This is a genomic window from Pantoea sp. GD03673, assembly GCF_029844725.1.
GTDB lineage: Bacteria > Pseudomonadota > Gammaproteobacteria > Enterobacterales > Enterobacteriaceae > Pantoea.
In genome coordinates, this window is record NZ_JAOCKJ010000009.1 from 71,428 (window position 1) to 88,751 (window position 17,324).

The window sequence follows — 17,324 nt, forward strand, 5'->3', positions numbered from 1 at the left end:
ATAAAGGCCAGAGAACAATGCTCTGGCCTTTCAGTTTTTCTACAATACGAACGTGTGTAGATGGGTTTTCAACACTAACCCCTCATCGTCACAAACTCTTCTGCGGCGGTCGGGTGGATCGCCACGGTGTTGTCGAAGTCTTTCTTCGTCGCACCCATTTTCAGCGCCACGGCGAAGCCCTGCAGCATCTCATCCATGCCGAATCCGATACCGTGAATGCCGACGATCTTCTCATCGGCACCTACACAGACCAGCTTCATGCGGCACGGCTGACGATGCTGCGTCACTGCGGTATACATCGCCGTAAACGACGATTTATAAACCTTCACCTGATCGTCGCCATACTGTTCACGCGCCTGCGGCTCGGTGAGTCCTACGGTGCCAATCGGCGGATGGCTGAACACCACGGTCGGGACGTTGCTGTAATCCAGATGCTCGTCCGGCTTGTTGTTGAACAGACGCTCAGAGAGACGACGCCCTGCTGCCACCGCCACCGGGGTCAGCTCAACCGCACCGGTGTTGTCGCCCACGGCGTAGACGCCCGACACATTAGTGTTCTGGAATTTATCGACGCGGATATAGCCTTTGTCGTTCAGCGCCACGCCCGCAGCCTGAATATTGAGATTGTCTGTTTCAGGCTCGCGGCCAATCGCCCAGACCAGGCAGTCCACCGTGTACTCACTGCCGTTTTCCAGCTGCAGCGTCAGACTGCCATCGCTGTTTTTGATCACGGCTTTCGGAATAGCTTCGGTGTGCAGCGCCGGACCTTCGGTGTTCATCACTTCAACCAGCGTCTCGGTGAGCAGCGGGTCGAAGCTGCGCAGCGGCGCATGTTTACGCACGAACAGATGGGTTTCTGAACCCAGCGCGTTTACCACGCCCGCCAGCTCGACGGCGATGTAGCCTGCGCCGACAACCGCAGTGCGTTCTGGCAGCGCATCCAGCTCGAAGAAACCGTCGGAATCAATGCCGTACTCCGCACCCGGAATAGAAGGGTGAACCGGACGACCGCCTGTGGCGATCAGAATGTGATTAGCCGTGATAATCTCGCCGTTAACTTCCACGCTGTGCGCATCAACAAAGCGGGCATAGCCTTTGATCACTTCAACTTTATTTTTACCCAGCACGTTGTCATAGGAGCTGTGAATGCGATCGATGTAGGCGCTGCGATTTTTCACCAGCGTGGCCCAGTCGAAGCGGTTTACGGTGGTGTCAAAGCCATAATCCGGCCCGTAAAGATGAATAGCTTCGGCGATTTGCGCGGCATGCCACATGATTTTTTTCGGCACGCAACCTACGTTCACGCAGGTGCCGCCCAGCTCTTTTGCTTCAATCAGGGCGCATTTCTGGCCATACATAGCCGCACGGTTAATCGAGGCGATGCCGCCGCTGCCGCCGCCAATGGCGAGATAGTCGAAATGTCGGGTCATTGAAGTATCCATCCGGTTGCATAAAAAATTGGGGTTGAGTGTAACGCTGCGGGTCGAAATGACGCAAAGTTTGCGCCTATGATTGTAATAGGGTTCTGTTTTTTCATCGCTATCAGGGAAGCATACCATGCACCTTACTTTTCTTGGCACCGGCGGCGGTGCGCCCAGCCTGCAACGCAACGTGACCTCCATTGCTTTTACCCGGGCGCTGAGCGGTGAAACCTGGCTTTTCGACTGTGGTGAAGGCACGCAATTACAGTTTATGCGCTCCAGCCTGAAACCGGGCAAGCTGGATAAAATTTTTATTACCCACCTGCATGGCGATCATATTTTCGGGCTGCCGGGGTTACTTACCAGCCGGTCAATGGCCGGGCTGACCTCACCGATGACGGTCTATGGTCCGAAAGGCTTAAAAACCTTTGTTGAAACGGCGCTGGCGATCAGCGGCTCTTACACCGACTATCCGCTGACCATTGTTGAGATTGAGGCGGGCTGGACGCTGGATGACGGCGAGTTTCGTATCAGCGCCTGGCCGCTGATCCACCCGGTAGAGTGTTATGGCTATCGTATTGAACAGCATGACAAACCCGGCCTGCTGGATGCGGAACGGCTGAAGGCCGAAGGCGTCCCCCGCGGCCCGTGGTTCCAGCAGCTGAAGCAGGGGGAATCTGTGACGCTGGAGGATGGACGGGTCATTAACGGTGCTGACTACCTTGGCCCGGCGACGCCCGGTAAAAAGCTGGCCATCTTTGGCGATACAGCACCCACGGAGGTTGCGCTGCAGCTGGCGGCGAATGTGGACCTGATGGTGCATGAAACCACGCTGGAGGCGTCGATGGTGGAAAAAGCCAACGGGCGCGGACACTCCACCACGCTGCAGGCGGCGGACGTGGCAAAACGCGCCGGAGCAAAACGGCTGATCGCCACCCATTTCAGCTCCCGCTATCTGGCAAAGGATATGAGTCGCCTGCTGGCCGAGTGCCAGACCATTTTCCCCAGCACCGAACTGGCCTCGGACCTGGCGGTCTTCACGGTTTAGTGTTGCAGCGCCGGATAAGTAAAGAAAAGCAGGTGGGTGAGGTTAAGGGCAAAGTGCAGGGCGGTCGCTAGCCATAAGCGGCCGCTCCAGTGCCACGCCAGACCATAAAGCAGCCCTGCCAGCGTCGCGAAAACCACCAGCAGCATGCCGCCAGGGGCGTGCGCCAGCCCGAACAGCAGCGCGCTTAGCAGTAGCGCGGGCATCCCGCCCAGCGCCTCTCTCAGCCGCTGTTGCAGATAGCCCCGAAACAGCGCCTCTTCGGCCAGCGAAACAAAAAACAGATTCGCCAGCATAAACGCCCCCAGCCACGGCGGAAAGTGAGGCTCCACGGCCAGACCGCCTAGCAGCACGGCGCTAACCAGCAGCAGCGGAACGGCGGCGATTAACGCCAGCGCGGCTATCCACGGATAACGTGGCGGGCAGGCGCGGGCGCGGAACAGTGTGGGCAGGCAGGCCAGCAGGACAAAGGGGATCAGCGCTTTATCAGCGTTGAAGGAGAAACTGAACGGCAGGCTTTGCGCGCCCGCCTTTACGTTATCGACCTGAAGGGGATTATTAAAGCCAGGAAAGAGATGGAGCAGTAATCCCAGTGAAATCAGCACCAGCAGCGCTTCGCTGACGAGGTGCCGCCGGGAAGGGGCCGGATGCCAGCGTCGCAGTGCGGCCAGCACCCCGGTGCCCGCCAGCAGCGGCAGCACCGGCCACGTCAGAACATGATGATAAAACCCCAGTCCGACGGCGAATGCTAACAGCAACAGTGCCAGCCGTCGGGCGGGTTGCAGCGCACCCAGCGCGCCAGCCAGCAGAATCCACATCAGGCCGGACGCGGTTATTCAGGTACGATCTGGTTCACGACCGCGTGGCCGGTTCCGGCGGGCACCAGCTTTTTGTGCAGCCACGGCAGCAGGCTTTCCATCTGCTGCGCCAGCTTCCACGGCGGGTTAATCACGATCATACCGGAGGCGGTCATGCCGCGCTGATCGCTGTCAGGACGGGTCGCCAGTTCAATCTGCAGGATATTGCGGATGCCGGTTGCTTCCAGGTCGCGCAGCATATGCTTGATCTGCTGGCGTAACACCACCGGATACCACAGCGCGAAAACGCCGGTGCCAAAGCGTTTATGGCCTTCCTGAATCCCTTTCACCACCGCCTGATAGTCGCTTTTCATCTCATACGGCGGGTCAATCAGCACCAGACCGCGACGCGACAGCGGGGGCAGTTTTGCTTTTAGCTGCTGATAGCCGTCGGCACGCTCGACGCGCGCGCGGTTATCTTTGCTGAACTCGTTGCGCAGCAGCGGGTAGTCGCTGGAGTGCAGCTCAGTGAGTTGCAGCCTGTCATCTTCACGCAGCAGATGGCGCGCAATCAGCGGGGAGCCGGGATAGTAGCGCAGCGTGCCGCTGCGGTTCAGCGCCCTGATCGCCTCAAAATAGGGTTGCAGGAGTTCCGGCGCATCGGGCTGCTGCCAGATACGTGCAATGCCTTCCAGATATTCACCGGTACGCTCGGCGTGCTCACCGCTCAGCTGGTAGCGGCCAGCACCTGCGTGGGTGTCCAGGTAGAAAAACGGTTTTTCTTTCTCTTTCAGCGCCGTGATGATCAGGCTCAGAACGGTGTGCTTCAGCACGTCGGCATGGTTGCCAGCATGGAAGCTATGGCGATAACTCAGCATTGTTTATCCTGTTGAATGTATAAGGTTTTAATTGATGGAAAATCAATTTATACCAATTATTACCCCACGTATTACCCACAGAACGACGCACAGCAACCGATGCAGGAAAAGCATGAGAATCCGCGATTATATCAGGGATGGCCTGGCGATGGGCCAGAAGCGTGAGAACAAATCGGGATTGCCGGGCGCGCGTCAGTGCAGGGCGATGTGTTACCGGCCTTCAGACGCGAAAAGTGGCCGCAAAACCTCCGCTGCTTTCCTCTTCATCCCTTTTTATGGGACGCAGGCCTGCATCATCCGTGCGGTGATTAGCGCGTTTCTTCCCCACCTCAACCTGGCGGCCATTGATTTTCGCTACACTAAGCCGCATGTTACTTAGATTGCGTTGCGCGACCCGCTGCGCCCCATACATCGATAAAGGACTGCGCTATGACCAATCCGCTACTGACATCTTTTACGCTCCCCCCTTTTTCTGCCATACAGCCTGAACATGTCGTGCCTGCCGTGACGGAAGTGCTGAGCCAATGCCGCGCAGAAGTCGAAAAAGTGGTGGCGCAGGGCGCGCCTTACACCTGGGATAACCTGGTGCAGCCGCTGGCAGAAACCGACGATCGCCTGAGCCGCATTTTCTCTCCGGTCAGCCATCTTAATTCGGTAAAAAACAGCCCGGAGCTGCGTGAAGCCTACGAGCAGACGCTGCCGCTGCTGTCTGAATACAGTACCTGGGTTGGTCAGCATGAAGGCCTCTATCAGGCGTATCGCAACCTGAAAGAGGGCGATCAGTACGCTGCACTGGATCTGGCGCAGAAGAAAGCGGTCGATAACGCCCTGCGTGATTTTGAACTCTCCGGCATCGGTCTGCCGAAAGAGAAACAGCAGCGCTATGGCGAAATCGCCGCACGTCTCTCTGAGCTGGGGTCGGCTTACAGCAACAACGTGCTCGATGCCACTATGGGCTGGAGCAAGCTGATTACCGATGAAAGCGAGCTGGCGGGTATGCCGGAAAGCGCACTGGCAGCGGCAAAAGCCCAGGCCGAAGCCAAAGAGCAGGAAGGCTGGCTGCTGACGCTGGATATCCCAAGCTATCTGCCGGTCATGACCTACTGCGATAACGCGGCACTGCGTGAAGAGATGTACCGCGCCTATGCAACGCGCGCCTCGGATCAGGGGCCGAACGCCGGTAAGTGGGACAACGGCCCTATCATGGCGGAAGAACTGGCGCTGCGTCACGAGCTGGCACAGCTGCTGGGCTTCGACTCCTACGCGGATAAATCGCTGGCGACCAAAATGGCGCAAAGCCCGTCTCAGGTGATCGACTTCCTCAATGACCTGGCTGAACGCGCCCGCCCGCAGGGTGAAAAAGAGCTGGAGCAGCTGCGTGCCTTCGCGCAGAAAGAGCATGGCGTTGAGCAGCTGAATCCGTGGGATCTCACCTATTACGGTGAAAAACAGAAGCAGCATCTCTACACCATCAGCGATGAGCAGCTGCGCCCTTACTTCCCGGAAGAGCGTGCGGTTGCCGGTCTGTTTGAAGTGGTGAAACGCATTTACGGTATCACGGCGAAGCAGCGTACCGACGTTGAGGTTTATCATCCTGACGTGAAGTTCTTCGATCTGTTCGATGAAACCGGCGAACTGCGCGGCAGCTTCTACCTCGATCTCTACGCCCGCGAGCACAAACGCGGCGGTGCCTGGATGGATGACTGCGTCGGCCAGATGCGTAAAGCCGACGGCAGCCTGCAGAAGCCTGTTGCTTACCTGACCTGTAACTTTAACCGTCCGGTGAAAGGCAAGCCTGCGCTCTTCACCCATGACGAAGTGATTACCCTGTTCCATGAGTTTGGTCATGGCCTGCACCACATGCTGACGCGCATTGAAGCGCCTGGCGTGTCCGGTATCAGCGGTGTGCCGTGGGATGCGGTCGAGCTGCCAAGCCAGTTCATGGAAAACTGGTGCTGGGAGCCAGAAGCGCTGGCGTTTATCTCCGGTCATTTTGAGACCGGTGAACCGCTGCCGAAAGCCCTGCTGGATAAAATGCTGGCGGCGAAGAATTATCAGGCTGCGCTGTTTATCCTGCGTCAGCTGGAGTTCGGCCTGTTCGATTTCCGTCTTCACACCGAGTTTAACCCGGAAAAAGGCGCGCAGATTCTGGAAACCCTGCGCGAAGTGAAAAGCCGCGTAGCGGTGGTTCCGGGACCGGAATGGGGCCGTTTCCCGCACGCCTTCAGCCACATTTTTGCGGGCGGCTATGCGGCGGGTTACTACAGCTATCTGTGGGCAGACGTGCTGGCGGCGGATGCTTACTCCCGCTTCGAAGAAGAGGGCATCTTCAACCGTGAAACCGGTCAGTCGTTCCTGGATAACATCCTGACGCGTGGCGGTTCTGAAGAGCCGATGGAGCTTTTCAAACGCTTCCGTGGCCGTGAACCGCAGCTTGATGCGATGCTGGAACATTACGGCATTCAGGGATAAGTCGGTTCGTGAAAATCTGTTTGCTCGATGAATCAGGCACCGGAGACGGTGCCTTATCACGTTTAGCGCAGCGCTGGCAGCTGACCCACGACGAAGATGCGCTGCTGGCGCTGGTCCAGACCGCTTCGCACCTTGAACTGCGCAAGCGTGATGAGCCAAAGCTGGGCGGTATCTTTGTTGATTTCGTCACCGGCGCAATGGCGCATCGCCGTCGCTTCGGCGGTGGACGCGGTGAAGCCGTCGCCAAAGCGGTCGGCATCAAAGGCGGTTATCTGCCGGATGTGGTCGATGCCACGGCGGGACTGGGACGTGATGCGTTTGTGCTGGCGGCGCTGGGCTGTCGGGTACGAATGCTGGAGCGTCATCCGGTGGTCGCTGCGCTGCTGGAGGATGGATTACAGCGCGGGTATCAGGATGCGGAAATTGGCCCCTGGCTCCGCGAGCGCCTGACGCTGATTCATGCCGCCAGTGCGCAGGCGCTGGGCGAAATTACCCCGCAGCCGGATGTCGTCTATCTTGACCCGATGTATCCCCATCGTCAGAAAAGTGCGCTGGTGAAAAAGGAGATGCGGGTGTTTCAGTCGCTGGTGGGGCCGGATGAAGATGCCGATGCGCTCCTGGAACCGGCCCGGCGGCTGGCGAAGAAACGTATTGTGGTGAAACGGCCAGACTATGCCCCGCCGCTGGCGGGTGTCGTCACGCAGGCGGCTGTGGTCACGAAAAGCCATCGCTTCGATATTTATCCCCCGCTGTAAACGCATAAAAAAAGCCGGCCTGGTGCCGGCTTTATGCATTTATGCGGCTGAATTACGCCTCGTCTTCATCGCGCAGCGGCACAATCAGCATGTCGATGTGCACGGTGTTGATCAGCTGGCGGGCAGAAGACATCAGCTTGCTCCAGAAATCCTGATGATGACCACACACCACCAGATCAACGTCATATTTTTTAATGGCATCAACCAGCACCTGGCCGAGGTCGCCGCTGCCGCTCAGTGTCTCACTGATCGGGTAGCCTGCGGCATCTGATAAGCCTTTCAGTGCTGAGTGCGTCTCTTCAGAGATGCGCTTCTGCATATCCCCTAAGTTGACATCAATCAGGCCGGTGTAGAGGTCGGAGTAATTCACATCAACGTGAATCAGGGAAATTCTGGCATCGTACGGACGAGCCAGCGAGACGGCCTTATCCACCAGCAACTGGCTTTCGGGAGAAAGGTCTACTGCAATCAGGATGTGTTTATAAGCCATGATAAAACTCCTTTCACGAGATTAAGGATGGCATCCGGTGTTCCTGCCGCGTCACAGCTTAGCGAAATCCTTTGCGCGAGCGGGCGATGAGCGCCACCAAAGTGTCGACCTGCGTTGCAGGTGATGATGTTGTTATGCTCTGAGTATAGCCTTCTCTGACCGCAATTGCTGCCGTTGCCGCCTGGCTTATGAATAAGATCAAGGCGATGTCCGGTTTACTCGCGCTGAACGAAAATCATCGTTGGAAAAAATGTAAAGAATTCTCCTACACTGAAAAAAGGCGGTCCGGTTCGCAGCCGCTCAGGGGGTCGAAAATTTTCGCAGTCCGGTGATTCAGTGGCTGGTTTTTTCTGCAGGCGGATACGGTGTCTGACGCTGGGTCTGTAGCTGCGATGCCAGCCGGGAGGGGAGAATATGATCAGCACTATTGCGCTTTTTTGGGCTCTTTGTGTGGTGTGTATCGTGAATATGGCGCGCTATTTTTCATCGCTGCGTGCGCTGCTGGCGGTATTACGGGGCTGTGATCCGCTGCTGTATCAGTATGTCGATGGGGCGGGATTTTTCACCTCTCACGGTCAGCCGAGCAAGCAGGTGCGGCTGGTCACGTATATCTGGGCAAAGCGCTATCTTGACCATCATGACGATGAGTTTATCCGGCGCTGCGAGCGGGTGCGGGGGCAGTTTCTTCTGACCAGCGCGCTGTGCGGACTGGTGGTGATTAGTCTGGTGGCGCTGGCGATCTGGCATTAAAAAAGGGCGACCCGGGCCGCCCTTTTGTCTGCTGGCATCACACCAGTTTTAAGGCAAGCCAGTAGAGCGAACCTGATAGCAGAATACAGACCGGCAGGGTGAAGACCCACGCCATGGCGATATTCTTGATGGTCCGGCTCTGCAATCCGCCACCGTCAACCAGCATCGTACCGGCTACCGATGAAGAGAGGATATGCGTAGTGGAGACGGGCATACCGGTATAGCTGGCAACGCCAATCGACAGCGCGGCTGTCACCTGCGCTGACATGCCCTGCGCATAGGTCATGCCTTTTTTACCAATCTTCTCACCAATGGTGGTGGCAACACGACGCCAGCCAATCATGGTGCCGATGCCCAGCGCCAGCGCCACGGCCACAATAATCCAGATCGGCGCATACTCGATGGTGCCAAGCAGGTCGCTTTTCAGCTTATTGAGGAAGCGTTTGTCATCCGGCGAGGTCTCCTCCAGACGGGCCGCTTTATCAGCGGTATCGGAGATGCACAGCAGCAGACGACGCATCTGACCGCGCTGATCAACCGTCAGCTGGTCGTAGCTCTGCAGATTATTCAGCAACACCTGAGCACGCTGAACCGCCTGCAAGGCGCGTGCGCTGTCACAGTGGAACTCCTGCGGGCTGGTCGCGGGCACTTCTTCCGGCGTTGGCAGCTTAGGCGGTGCCATCTGGATGATGTGCGTCAGCGAGGCGTTATGCTGCTGGTAATACTGCTCCAGGTGATTGACCGCATCGCGGGTACGCGTGATGTCATAACCGGAGGCATTCATATTAACCACGAAGCCCGCCGGTGCCACGCCAATCAGGACCAGCATGATCAGGCCAATGCCTTTCTGACCGTCATTCGCACCGTGCGAATAGCTCACGCCAATTGCCGAGACAATCAGGGCGATACGGGTCCAGAACGGTGGCTTTTTCTTGCCGTCGATCTTCTCGCGATCAGCAGGCGTCATATGAATACGCGCACGCTTTTTGGTGTTGCTCCAGTAGCGACGCAGAATAAAGATTAAGCCGCCCGCTATCACCAGGCCGACAATCGGCGACAGGATCAGAGAAAGGAAGATGTTCAGTACTTTCGGGATGTTGAGCGCATCAACCACCGAGGTTCCGCTCATCAGGGCGTTGGTCAGACCGATACCGATAATGGCACCGATCAGCGTATGGGAGCTGGAGGCTGGCAGACCGAGATACCAGGTGCCGAGGTTCCAGATAATCGCCGCCAGCAGCATAGAAAACACCATGGCGAGACCGTGAGCCGATCCAACATTTAACAACAGATCGGTGGGAAGCATGTGAACAATAGCGTAAGCGACACTCAATCCACCGAGCAGCACGCCAAGGAAGTTGAATACACCCGCCATCACCACAGCAAGCTGGGCACGCATGGCACGCGTATAGATGACCGTCGCAACTGCGTTGGCCGTGTCGTGGAAACCGTTGATTGCTTCGTAAAACAATACAAACAGCAGGGCAAGAACCAATAACAGGCTAGTACTGAGGTCTAGACCAGCAAACAGATGTAGCATAAACGTTACGCCATTTTTGGAGGACATGAACGCGGCGCATTATCCGCGACAACGTGCTGTATGGGAAAGGAAAATATAGCGTTAATTTAACCTTTCGGTGTAAGGCATAAGGGGAAGTCAGCTAAAAAGGGTTACATATTAAGCAGTTACAATATGACACATTTACGGCAATTTTTTGACGCTGGCGTCTCAGTGAGCAGATCACTACAATCTGCGCCTTTCCCGTTAAGTGAGTGAACCGCAGTGGAACAGTTTGACGTTATCATCATTGGTGCCGGCGCTGCCGGGCTGTTCTGTGCCGCACAGGCCGGACAGCGGGGGCGCCGCGTATTGCTGCTGGATAACGGCAAAAAGCCAGGACGCAAGATTCTGATGTCAGGCGGTGGCCGCTGCAACTTCACCAATCTCTATACCGAACCGGCGGCGTATCTGTCGCACAACCCGCACTTCTGTAAATCGGCGCTGGCGCGTTATACCCAGTGGGACTTTATCGATCTGGTGAACCGTCACGGTATCGCCTGGCATGAGAAAACCCTGGGCCAGCTGTTCTGTGACGACTCGGCTCAGCAGATTGTCGATCTGCTGCTGGCCGAATGTGACAAGGGCAATGTCACCCTGCGGTTGCGCAGTGAAGTGCTCAGCGTGGTGCGTGATGAAAGCGGCTATACCCTGCAGCTTAACGGCAGCACGGTTCAGGCGGAGAAGCTGGTGATCGCCAGCGGCGGTCTGTCGATGCCCGGCCTGGGCGCTTCGCCGTTTGGTTACAAAATAGCGGAGCAGTTCGGCCTGCGCGTCTTTCCGACGCGGGCGGCGCTGGTGCCCTTTACCCTGCACAAGCCGCTGCTGGAGCAGTTGCAGACGCTGTCAGGCGTCGCGCTGGAGACCACCATCGATTCGCAGGATGGCACCCGCTTCAAAGAGGCGATGCTTTTTACCCATCGCGGTCTGTCAGGCCCGGCGGTGTTGCAGATTTCCAGCTACTGGCAGCCAGGTGAATTTGTCACCATCGATCTGTCGCCTGCCACTCCACTTGAGGCGTTTCTGACGGCACAGCGTGAAGCACATCCGAATCTCAGCCTGAAAAACAGTCTGGCGAAGATTCTGCCGAAGCGTCTGGTGGAAGTCTTGCAGGCGCTGAAGGTGGTGCCGGATGTCACCCTGAAGCAGCTCAACAGTAAACAGCAAACCGGGCTGGCGCAGACGCTGCACGCCTGGCGTATTCAGCCAAACGGCACCGAAGGCTACCGTACCGCTGAAGTGACGCTGGGCGGGGTGGATACTACGCAGCTCTCGTCAAAAACCCTGGAGGCGCGTGCGGTGCCGGGGCTGTACTTTATTGGTGAAGTGGCCGATGTCACCGGCTGGCTGGGCGGTTATAACTTCCAGTGGGCCTGGAGTTCTGCCTGGGCCTGCGCCCAGGCGTTGTAACGCGGGATTACCAGCGCTGATGCACGTGAGGCGCAATCTTCTCCTGATAAATCTGCTTCAGCGCTGTCATTGTCTCTGCGGAGAGCGCATCGACGTCGCTGGCGCGGGCGTTGGCTTCAGCCTGTTCACGATTTTTCGCGCCAGGAATCACCACGCTGACCTCCTCATTCATCAGAATCCAGCGCAGCGCAAACATCGCCATGGTGGTGTCGCCCGTTACAAAGCGGCGAATCTCCTCAACCGCCTCCAGCGCGACCTCATACGGCACGCCGGAAAAGGTCTCGCCCTTATCAAACGCTTCACCGTGACGGTTAAAGGTGCGATGGTCATCAGCGGCAAACACGCTGTCGGCCCGCATTTTGCCGGTCAGCAGGCCCGAAGCCAGCGGCACACGGGCGATAATCGCCACATCATGGCGTTTCGCCTCACGCAGCAGCAGTTCAGCCGGACGCTGACGGAAAATGTTGTAGATCAGCTGAATGGACGAGACGTTTGGAAACGCCAGCGCCTTCAGGCCTTCTTCGATTTTCTCAACGGAGACACCGTAGTGACGGATTTTTCCGGCAGCGACCATCTCATCCATGATCGCGAAGACGTCCGGGTTGTAATAGACCTCGGTCGGTGGACAATGCAGCTGCACCAGGTCGAGCGTGTCGGTCTGCAGATTTTCCCGTGAGCGATCGATAAAGGCGTTGAGGTTTTCGGCGTTATAGCCCTCTGCCACGTGCGGTGAAAGACGACGCCCCAGCTTGGTGGCCACAAACGGGCGTTCTCCGCCGCGCTGATTCAGCACCTCTGCGATAATCTTTTCGGAGCGCCCATCGCCATAGACATCGGCGGTATCAATAAAGGTGATGCCAGCATCCAGCGCAGCGTTCAGCGCGGCTTTGGCATCCTCCATGCTCACTTCTCCCCAGGTTCCGCCAATGGCCCATGCGCCAAAGCCAATTTCAGAGACGCGCTGACCGGTACGGCCCAGTGTTCGTAGTTTCATGCAAACCTTCCTCGATGCGTTTCAGACAGGGTGACAGAAAGTGGCTAACCATTGAGCTTAGCGCTTTCCGGCGATGAGGCGATCCGGTGTTGCTTCAGCCCCGGCCAGCGTGAAGATGATCTTTTTGCGGCAGGCTGCTGGTTACGTTGAGGATTTCTGCGAAAAACGGCGCGGGTCGGGTGGTTACCGCTTCGCTAATTAATTGATTTTAAGAAATTTCACCTGAAATTAAACAGGCGAGAGTGTGGATTCGGTCACATACTTCACTTTTCAGGCCAACAAAGGGATCGCCATGTTTAAATTTGTTAAGTCTGTCTTTGCCAGTCCCGAAAAGTTTCTGCAGATCATGACCCGTCAGGATATTAACGACTCAATCGCTGAAGGTGAGCGCATCATTATTGATGAGAACGGCAATATCTCGGTCAACACGCTGAGTGAGGAAGTCCACGAAGATTTTGCCCGCCATGTGAATTCGTTAAAGGGAGTGTGAGGTGGGTACCGCAATATTTATGGTGCTGATGGTCAGTGGTTACTGGTACACCAGCCGTGATTTAAACAGCCGCTTTAAGATCCGTCGCTCGTCGGGCTGGGATGTCTATTTTCTGGTCGCGCTCTACGGCTGCATTTTTGTTCTGCAGGGGGTGTTCGCTACCGGTATCGTCTGGTTACTGCTGCTCTGTATGTCCGGCATCGCCAATGCCTTGCAGGTGATCCCCGGCGTGCATCTGAAGTGGCAGGTGGAGTTCATGAACTGGAGTTTCCTGGGCATCCAGGCACCGGTTGTCATTATGCTCGCCTTTGCCATTCTGCTCTGCCTTTATCGCTCGAACTGGGCAGGCAGCGCACGCCTGAATGTCTCAGGTCGTAAAGACCTTTATCAGCGCCTGTCACGCTCCAATGGCGTGGAGCAACTGCTGTTTCAATGCATGGAAGAGGGCGAACTGGCATGGATTACGCTGAAGTCACGCCGCATTTACATCGGCATGGTTCATGCTTCGACCTTTGAATATGAGAGCACTAAAAACATTGTGCTGATCCCGATGCTGAGTGGCTATCGCGACAGCAAGACATTGAAGCTGGCGGTAGAGCATAACTACAGCAAGTGGTACGCCGAGCATGAGATCACACTCGACTCGAAGCCCAAAGATGCGATGTCGTTCCGAAAAGTGATCATGGTGGACCAGATTGAGAGCCTGTCACTGTTTGATCCCGCCAGCGCCACGGCGCTTTCGATGGGGCATCCGCAGGAAGTGGAGAAGAGCCAGGGCAATGATGACGGTGACAGCCCGGATAGCCGTGAAAGCCGGGAGGAGCCGGGTTAAAAAAGCGCATTCGGTTTTCCCTGGTTAAGCGGCTTAATCAGGGAAAACCGATTTCACTTCACACCATATTCTCCGCCGTAAACAGCCGGAACGCGACTTTGCCCGCCTGATACACATCCGGCTGATAACCGGTTTCCAGATGACTCAGCATCAAATCAATCGCTAACCGGCTATGTTGCCGGGCATGCTGATCCAGGGTAAACGCCACTTCATCGTTCAGCAGCAGCTGGCGGGTGACTGCATAAAGCTCATGCGTAATGTAGGTGCATTTGCCCAGCAGCTGATGGCTGCGCAGCGTGTCGCTGACCTCGGTGTTGCCCATGCCCGTGTTATAGATTCCGGCAATCGCCTGTGACGACCGCAGGTTGCGGGCCAGCACGCTGCGGATGGTTTCCCGCTGATCCTGACCCGACAGCACCTCTCGCAGATGACGCTGCGGCGCTCGCTGTGCCATGGCTTCACGGAAACCAGCGATACGCTGACGATGGGCGCGATAGTCAGAGCGGCCGCTGACCATCAGAATGTCGCCGGGCTGATTGGCGGTTTTACTCATCAGCAAGCCCGCCGTGCGGCCCGCCTGATACTGATCGATGCCAACGTGACACAGGCGGTCAGCGTCGGGCAGATCGGTGGCGAGGGTGATCACCGGCACATTACGGCTGCGGCACAGCGCCAGCGCCCGGTAAATGGGCGGCGAGTCATGCGCAAACACAATGATGCCGTCGCGGGTGCTGCTGCGGGCGATAATGCTTTGCGCCAGCTGCTCAGGCTGGGCGTCCGCCACCAGGGTTTTGTGCAGTTTCAGGCGGCGATAGCCAAGCTGACTGGCGATCTCGCTGAAAGAGGTGGTGAGTTGCTGAAAAAAGGAGGAGCCATTGTTGCTGAGGAAGACTTCGATTTGCCACGGATGCTGATACTCCTCTGGCAGCAAACGCTTAAGCCCCGCTTCGCGTGCGGCTTTCAGGACTTTGCGGCTGGTCTCCGGCGACACGCCGCCGCGCTCATTCAGCACCCGATCGACCGTCGCAATCCCGACGCCCGCCATTTTTGCCACCACCTCTAAGGTGAGCTTTTTCATTCAGACTCCACGCGAAAATGGCGAATTGATGACTGCCGGTCAGACGGTTTACCTCTTCTAACCGGTTAATAGTAAAAGATAAAGCGATTTAATGATGGAAAACCATCAACGGCGCTGAATCAGAACATTTTACCGTCAGTGCGGTCATCCGGCGAAAAAGCACAGCGGGCCGCTGTCCTGGCGGAAATACCGTTAAGCTTGTCATGAGACAATCAACGAGGAGTGAATATGGCTCAGCAAAACGACGTTCTGATTATTGGCGCATCCCGCGGTATCGGTCTGGCGGTGGTACAGGCGTTTGCCGGTGAAGGCTGGCAGGTCACGGCCACGCATCGCAGCGGCATTCCCGAACAGGGTAACCAGGCAGGCATTGACTGGCATGCGCTGGATATGACCCACGCATCGGCGGTTCAGCAGCTGGCTAATCAGCTCAGTGGCAAATCGTTTGATGCGATCCTGATTAACGCCGGGATTTCCGGGCCTTCGCACCAGCAGGTGTCGCAGAGTGACGATCAGGAACTGGCACAGCTATTTCTGACCAATGCGATAGCACCGGTTCGCACGGCAGAGATTCTGCTGCCGCTCCTGAAACCGGAGGGCGTGCTGGCGCTGACCTCATCCCAGCTCGGTAGCCTGAACGAAAATCCGGACGCGCAGATGCCGATTTACGCGGCCAGCAAAGCCGCACTGAATATGCTGAGCCGCACGCTGACCACGGCAGTGGAAGCGCAGCGCGGGACGCTGCTGACGCTGCATCCCGGCTGGGTGAAAACGGACATGGGCGGTGAGAGTGCGCCCCTGACGGCAGAAGAGAGTGCCACCGGTATTGTCCGGCAGCTGACCCACTGGCGCGGACGCGGCGGGCATCACTACGTCGACTACGCCGGCCAGCAGCTGCAATGGTAAGCGGATGCGGGGCGGTTACGCCCCGATATCACGCAGTGCCTTACCCTTCATCAGGTTGCGTTCAATGTGCTCCAGTGTCACATGCCTGGTCTCGGGGACCAGCATCATCGTCAGCACGATAAACACCAGATTGAGCGCACCGTAGAACCAGAAGGTGCTGGCATTGCCCAGCTGATCCAGCATGGTCAGGAAGGTGGCACCCACAATCATATTGCCGACCCAGTTAGTGGTGGTGGACGCCGTAATGCCGAAGTCACGCCCTTTCAGCGGCTGAATCTCTGAGCAGAGCAGCCAGACCACCGGTCCTGCGGCCATCGCAAAGCCGACGATAAACATCAGCAGCATTGCCACAGCAAAGTATTTGCGGAAATCTGTTTCAACGCCGATGTGCAGCAGCGTTCCCAGCACGCCCATGCCTACCGCCATCACCAGAAAACTGGTAGTGAGCATCGGCTTGCGACCCCAGCGATCCACAAAGAAGATGGCAATCAGCGTAGCCAGCATGTTGACCAGCCCGACAATCACCGTGCCCCACATCTGCTCACGGGTGCTGGAGAAACCGGCGATATTAAAGATTTTAGGGGCGTAATACATCACCACATTCATGCCGGTAAACTGCTGCATAACCTGTAACAGCATGCCCAGCCAGACCGTACGACGGAAATTGCCATTAGAGCGGAACAGCGACCAGCCGCGCTGCTTCACCTGCAGGCTTTCACGGATCTCTTCCAGCTCCTCTCTGGCCTGTTCGCTGCTGTTACGCAGCCTGTCCAGCACGCGCTGCGCTTCGTTAAAGCGCCCGTGTGCCGCCAGCCAGCGCGGACTGTTGGGCAGAAACAGTACACCGATAAACAGGATCACTGCCGGAATGGCGATAACGCCGAGCATTGCGCGCCAGTTTCCCGTGTAGCTGAACGCGGTGTCAGAGAGATACGCGACCACGATGCCGGTGGTCAGCATCAGCTGATACATCGAAATCATCGACCCGCGAATACGTTCAGGCGCAATCTCTGCCAGATAGAGCGGCGCGGTGTAAGAGGCGATCCCGACCGCCAGCCCCAGCATCACGCGGGCACAGACCAGCGACGCCACATCGGGCGAAAAAGCTGACCACAGCGAGCCAATCACAAACAGCGTCGCACCCGCCAGCATACTTTTCTTGCGACCCAGCTTTGATGACATCCAGCCCGCCGCCAGTGCGCCCAGCGCCGCGCCAAACATCATCGAACTCACCACCCACTCCTGCTGATGGTTAGTGATTTGCAAATCCTTCGCCAGAAACGGCAAGGCACCTGCAATAACGCCGATATCCAGACCAAACAGCAGGCCGGACAGCGCAGCCATAAAACAGACGAACCGGATAAAACGGTTCTGATGATTTCCCGATTTTTTAGCCGCGACCATGCGAGTCTCCTTGCAGTGATTCAATGTCAATATTGTTAATGTTA

General features: G+C 57.0%; 17 protein-coding genes. 9 read left to right on the plus strand and 8 right to left on the minus strand.

The genetic code is table 11. The features are described from left to right. Positions 1-74 precede the first annotated feature (74 nt). Complete coding sequence (gorA, locus tag N5J69_RS17625; protein WP_279771879.1) at positions 75-1,430, minus strand: glutathione-disulfide reductase; 1,356 nt, start codon at positions 1,428-1,430, stop codon at positions 75-77. Between the two features lie 127 nt (positions 1,431-1,557). Between gorA and rnz the strand changes: the two genes are divergently transcribed. Beyond that, positions 1,558-2,469 (plus strand): ribonuclease Z, encoded by a 912-nt coding sequence (gene rnz / locus N5J69_RS17630; protein ID WP_279771880.1) that lies wholly within the window; start codon positions 1,558-1,560, stop codon positions 2,467-2,469. Here the strand turns inward: rnz and N5J69_RS17635 are convergent. Together N5J69_RS17635 and N5J69_RS17640 are read right to left on the minus strand one after the other, a co-directional pair. Next, entirely contained in the window at positions 2,466-3,284 is an 819-nt protein-coding gene (locus N5J69_RS17635; RefSeq protein WP_279771881.1) for a CPBP family intramembrane glutamic endopeptidase, read from the minus strand. The genes rnz and N5J69_RS17635 overlap by 4 nt on opposite strands. Before the next feature lie 14 nt (positions 3,285-3,298). After that, positions 3,299-4,141, minus strand: coding sequence for a 23S rRNA (adenine(2030)-N(6))-methyltransferase RlmJ (locus N5J69_RS17640; protein WP_279771882.1), 843 nt, complete (start codon positions 4,139-4,141; stop codon positions 3,299-3,301). Between the two features lie 112 nt (positions 4,142-4,253). On the opposite strand from N5J69_RS17640, the gene N5J69_RS17645 reads away from it, so the two are divergent. Genes N5J69_RS17645 through rsmJ form a run of 3 tightly spaced genes read left to right on the plus strand, consistent with a single transcriptional unit; the run spans position 4,254 to position 7,368 of the window. After that, positions 4,254-4,520 (plus strand): hypothetical protein, encoded by a 267-nt coding sequence (locus N5J69_RS17645; protein WP_279771884.1) that lies wholly within the window; start codon positions 4,254-4,256, stop codon positions 4,518-4,520. Positions 4,521-4,570: 50 nt separating this feature from the next. Further along, positions 4,571-6,613, plus strand: coding sequence for an oligopeptidase A (gene prlC, locus N5J69_RS17650; RefSeq protein ID WP_279771885.1), 2,043 nt, complete (start codon positions 4,571-4,573; stop codon positions 6,611-6,613). An 8-nt stretch (positions 6,614-6,621) separates the two neighbouring features. Next, complete coding sequence (rsmJ, locus tag N5J69_RS17655) at positions 6,622-7,368, plus strand: 16S rRNA (guanine(1516)-N(2))-methyltransferase RsmJ (RefSeq protein WP_279771886.1); 747 nt, start codon at positions 6,622-6,624, stop codon at positions 7,366-7,368. Between the two features lie 52 nt (positions 7,369-7,420). On the opposite strand, the gene uspA is transcribed toward rsmJ, so the two are convergent. Next, a complete protein-coding gene (gene uspA / locus N5J69_RS17660) occupies positions 7,421-7,858 on the minus strand; it encodes a universal stress protein UspA (protein ID WP_279771887.1) in 438 nt (145 codons plus the stop codon). Positions 7,859-8,272: 414 nt separating this feature from the next. On the opposite strand from uspA, the gene uspB reads away from it, so the two are divergent. Next, positions 8,273-8,608: a universal stress protein UspB gene (gene uspB / locus N5J69_RS17665; protein WP_150011237.1), complete on the plus strand. Its 336-nt coding sequence runs from the start codon at positions 8,273-8,275 to the stop codon at positions 8,606-8,608. A gap of 37 nt (positions 8,609-8,645) precedes the next feature. Here the strand turns inward: uspB and pitA are convergent, their stop codons facing one another. Continuing rightward, a complete protein-coding gene (gene pitA, locus N5J69_RS17670) occupies positions 8,646-10,148 on the minus strand; it encodes an inorganic phosphate transporter PitA (RefSeq protein WP_279772068.1) in 1,503 nt (500 codons plus the stop codon). Between the two features lie 243 nt (positions 10,149-10,391). Between pitA and N5J69_RS17675 the strand changes: the two genes are divergently transcribed. Further along, entirely contained in the window at positions 10,392-11,576 is a 1,185-nt protein-coding gene (locus N5J69_RS17675) for an NAD(P)/FAD-dependent oxidoreductase (RefSeq protein WP_279771888.1), read from the plus strand. A gap of 7 nt (positions 11,577-11,583) precedes the next feature. Here the strand turns inward: N5J69_RS17675 and N5J69_RS17680 are convergent, their stop codons facing one another. Further along, a complete protein-coding gene (locus tag N5J69_RS17680; RefSeq protein ID WP_279771889.1) occupies positions 11,584-12,570 on the minus strand; it encodes an aldo/keto reductase in 987 nt (328 codons plus the stop codon). Between the two features lie 292 nt (positions 12,571-12,862). On the opposite strand from N5J69_RS17680, the gene N5J69_RS17685 reads away from it, so the two are divergent. Both N5J69_RS17685 and N5J69_RS17690 read left to right on the plus strand, forming a co-directional pair. Continuing rightward, positions 12,863-13,060: a hypothetical protein gene (locus N5J69_RS17685; protein ID WP_279772069.1), complete on the plus strand. Its 198-nt coding sequence runs from the start codon at positions 12,863-12,865 to the stop codon at positions 13,058-13,060. A 1-nt stretch (position 13,061) separates the two neighbouring features. Then, positions 13,062-13,892: a hypothetical protein gene (locus N5J69_RS17690; RefSeq protein ID WP_279771890.1), complete on the plus strand. Its 831-nt coding sequence runs from the start codon at positions 13,062-13,064 to the stop codon at positions 13,890-13,892. A gap of 58 nt (positions 13,893-13,950) precedes the next feature. Here N5J69_RS17690 and N5J69_RS17695 read toward each other — a convergent pair whose 3' ends face one another. Continuing rightward, a complete protein-coding gene (locus N5J69_RS17695) occupies positions 13,951-14,970 on the minus strand; it encodes a LacI family DNA-binding transcriptional regulator (protein WP_279771891.1) in 1,020 nt (339 codons plus the stop codon). 228 nt (positions 14,971-15,198) lie between these two features. Between N5J69_RS17695 and N5J69_RS17700 the strand changes: the two genes are divergently transcribed. After that, positions 15,199-15,876, plus strand: coding sequence for an SDR family oxidoreductase (locus N5J69_RS17700; protein WP_279771892.1), 678 nt, complete (start codon positions 15,199-15,201; stop codon positions 15,874-15,876). 15 nt (positions 15,877-15,891) lie between these two features. Here N5J69_RS17700 and N5J69_RS17705 read toward each other — a convergent pair whose 3' ends face one another. Further along, positions 15,892-17,280: a sugar porter family MFS transporter gene (locus tag N5J69_RS17705; RefSeq protein ID WP_279771893.1), complete on the minus strand. Its 1,389-nt coding sequence runs from the start codon at positions 17,278-17,280 to the stop codon at positions 15,892-15,894. Positions 17,281-17,324: the final 44 nt, after the last annotated feature.

Excerpts from the sequence above, each read along its gene's own strand:
- gorA (WP_279771879.1), bottom strand. The coding sequence starts at position 1,430 with ATGACCCGACATTTCGACTATCTCGCCATTGGCGGCGGCAGCGGCGGC.
- rnz (WP_279771880.1), top strand. The coding sequence starts at position 1,558 with ATGCACCTTACTTTTCTTGGCACCGGCGGCGGTGCGCCCAGCCTGCAA.
- N5J69_RS17635 (WP_279771881.1), bottom strand. The coding sequence starts at position 3,284 with ATGTGGATTCTGCTGGCTGGCGCGCTGGGTGCGCTGCAACCCGCCCGA.
- N5J69_RS17640 (WP_279771882.1), bottom strand. The coding sequence starts at position 4,141 with ATGCTGAGTTATCGCCATAGCTTCCATGCTGGCAACCATGCCGACGTG.
- N5J69_RS17645 (WP_279771884.1), top strand. The coding sequence starts at position 4,254 with ATGAGAATCCGCGATTATATCAGGGATGGCCTGGCGATGGGCCAGAAG.
- prlC (WP_279771885.1), top strand. The coding sequence starts at position 4,571 with ATGACCAATCCGCTACTGACATCTTTTACGCTCCCCCCTTTTTCTGCC.
- uspA (WP_279771887.1), bottom strand. The coding sequence starts at position 7,858 with ATGGCTTATAAACACATCCTGATTGCAGTAGACCTTTCTCCCGAAAGC.
- uspB (WP_150011237.1), top strand. The coding sequence starts at position 8,273 with ATGATCAGCACTATTGCGCTTTTTTGGGCTCTTTGTGTGGTGTGTATC.
- pitA (WP_279772068.1), bottom strand. The coding sequence starts at position 10,148 with ATGCTACATCTGTTTGCTGGTCTAGACCTCAGTACTAGCCTGTTATTG.
- N5J69_RS17680 (WP_279771889.1), bottom strand. The coding sequence starts at position 12,570 with ATGAAACTACGAACACTGGGCCGTACCGGTCAGCGCGTCTCTGAAATT.
- N5J69_RS17685 (WP_279772069.1), top strand. The coding sequence starts at position 12,863 with ATGTTTAAATTTGTTAAGTCTGTCTTTGCCAGTCCCGAAAAGTTTCTG.
- N5J69_RS17695 (WP_279771891.1), bottom strand. The coding sequence starts at position 14,970 with ATGAAAAAGCTCACCTTAGAGGTGGTGGCAAAAATGGCGGGCGTCGGG.
- N5J69_RS17700 (WP_279771892.1), top strand. The coding sequence starts at position 15,199 with ATGGCTCAGCAAAACGACGTTCTGATTATTGGCGCATCCCGCGGTATC.
- N5J69_RS17705 (WP_279771893.1), bottom strand. The coding sequence starts at position 17,280 with ATGGTCGCGGCTAAAAAATCGGGAAATCATCAGAACCGTTTTATCCGG.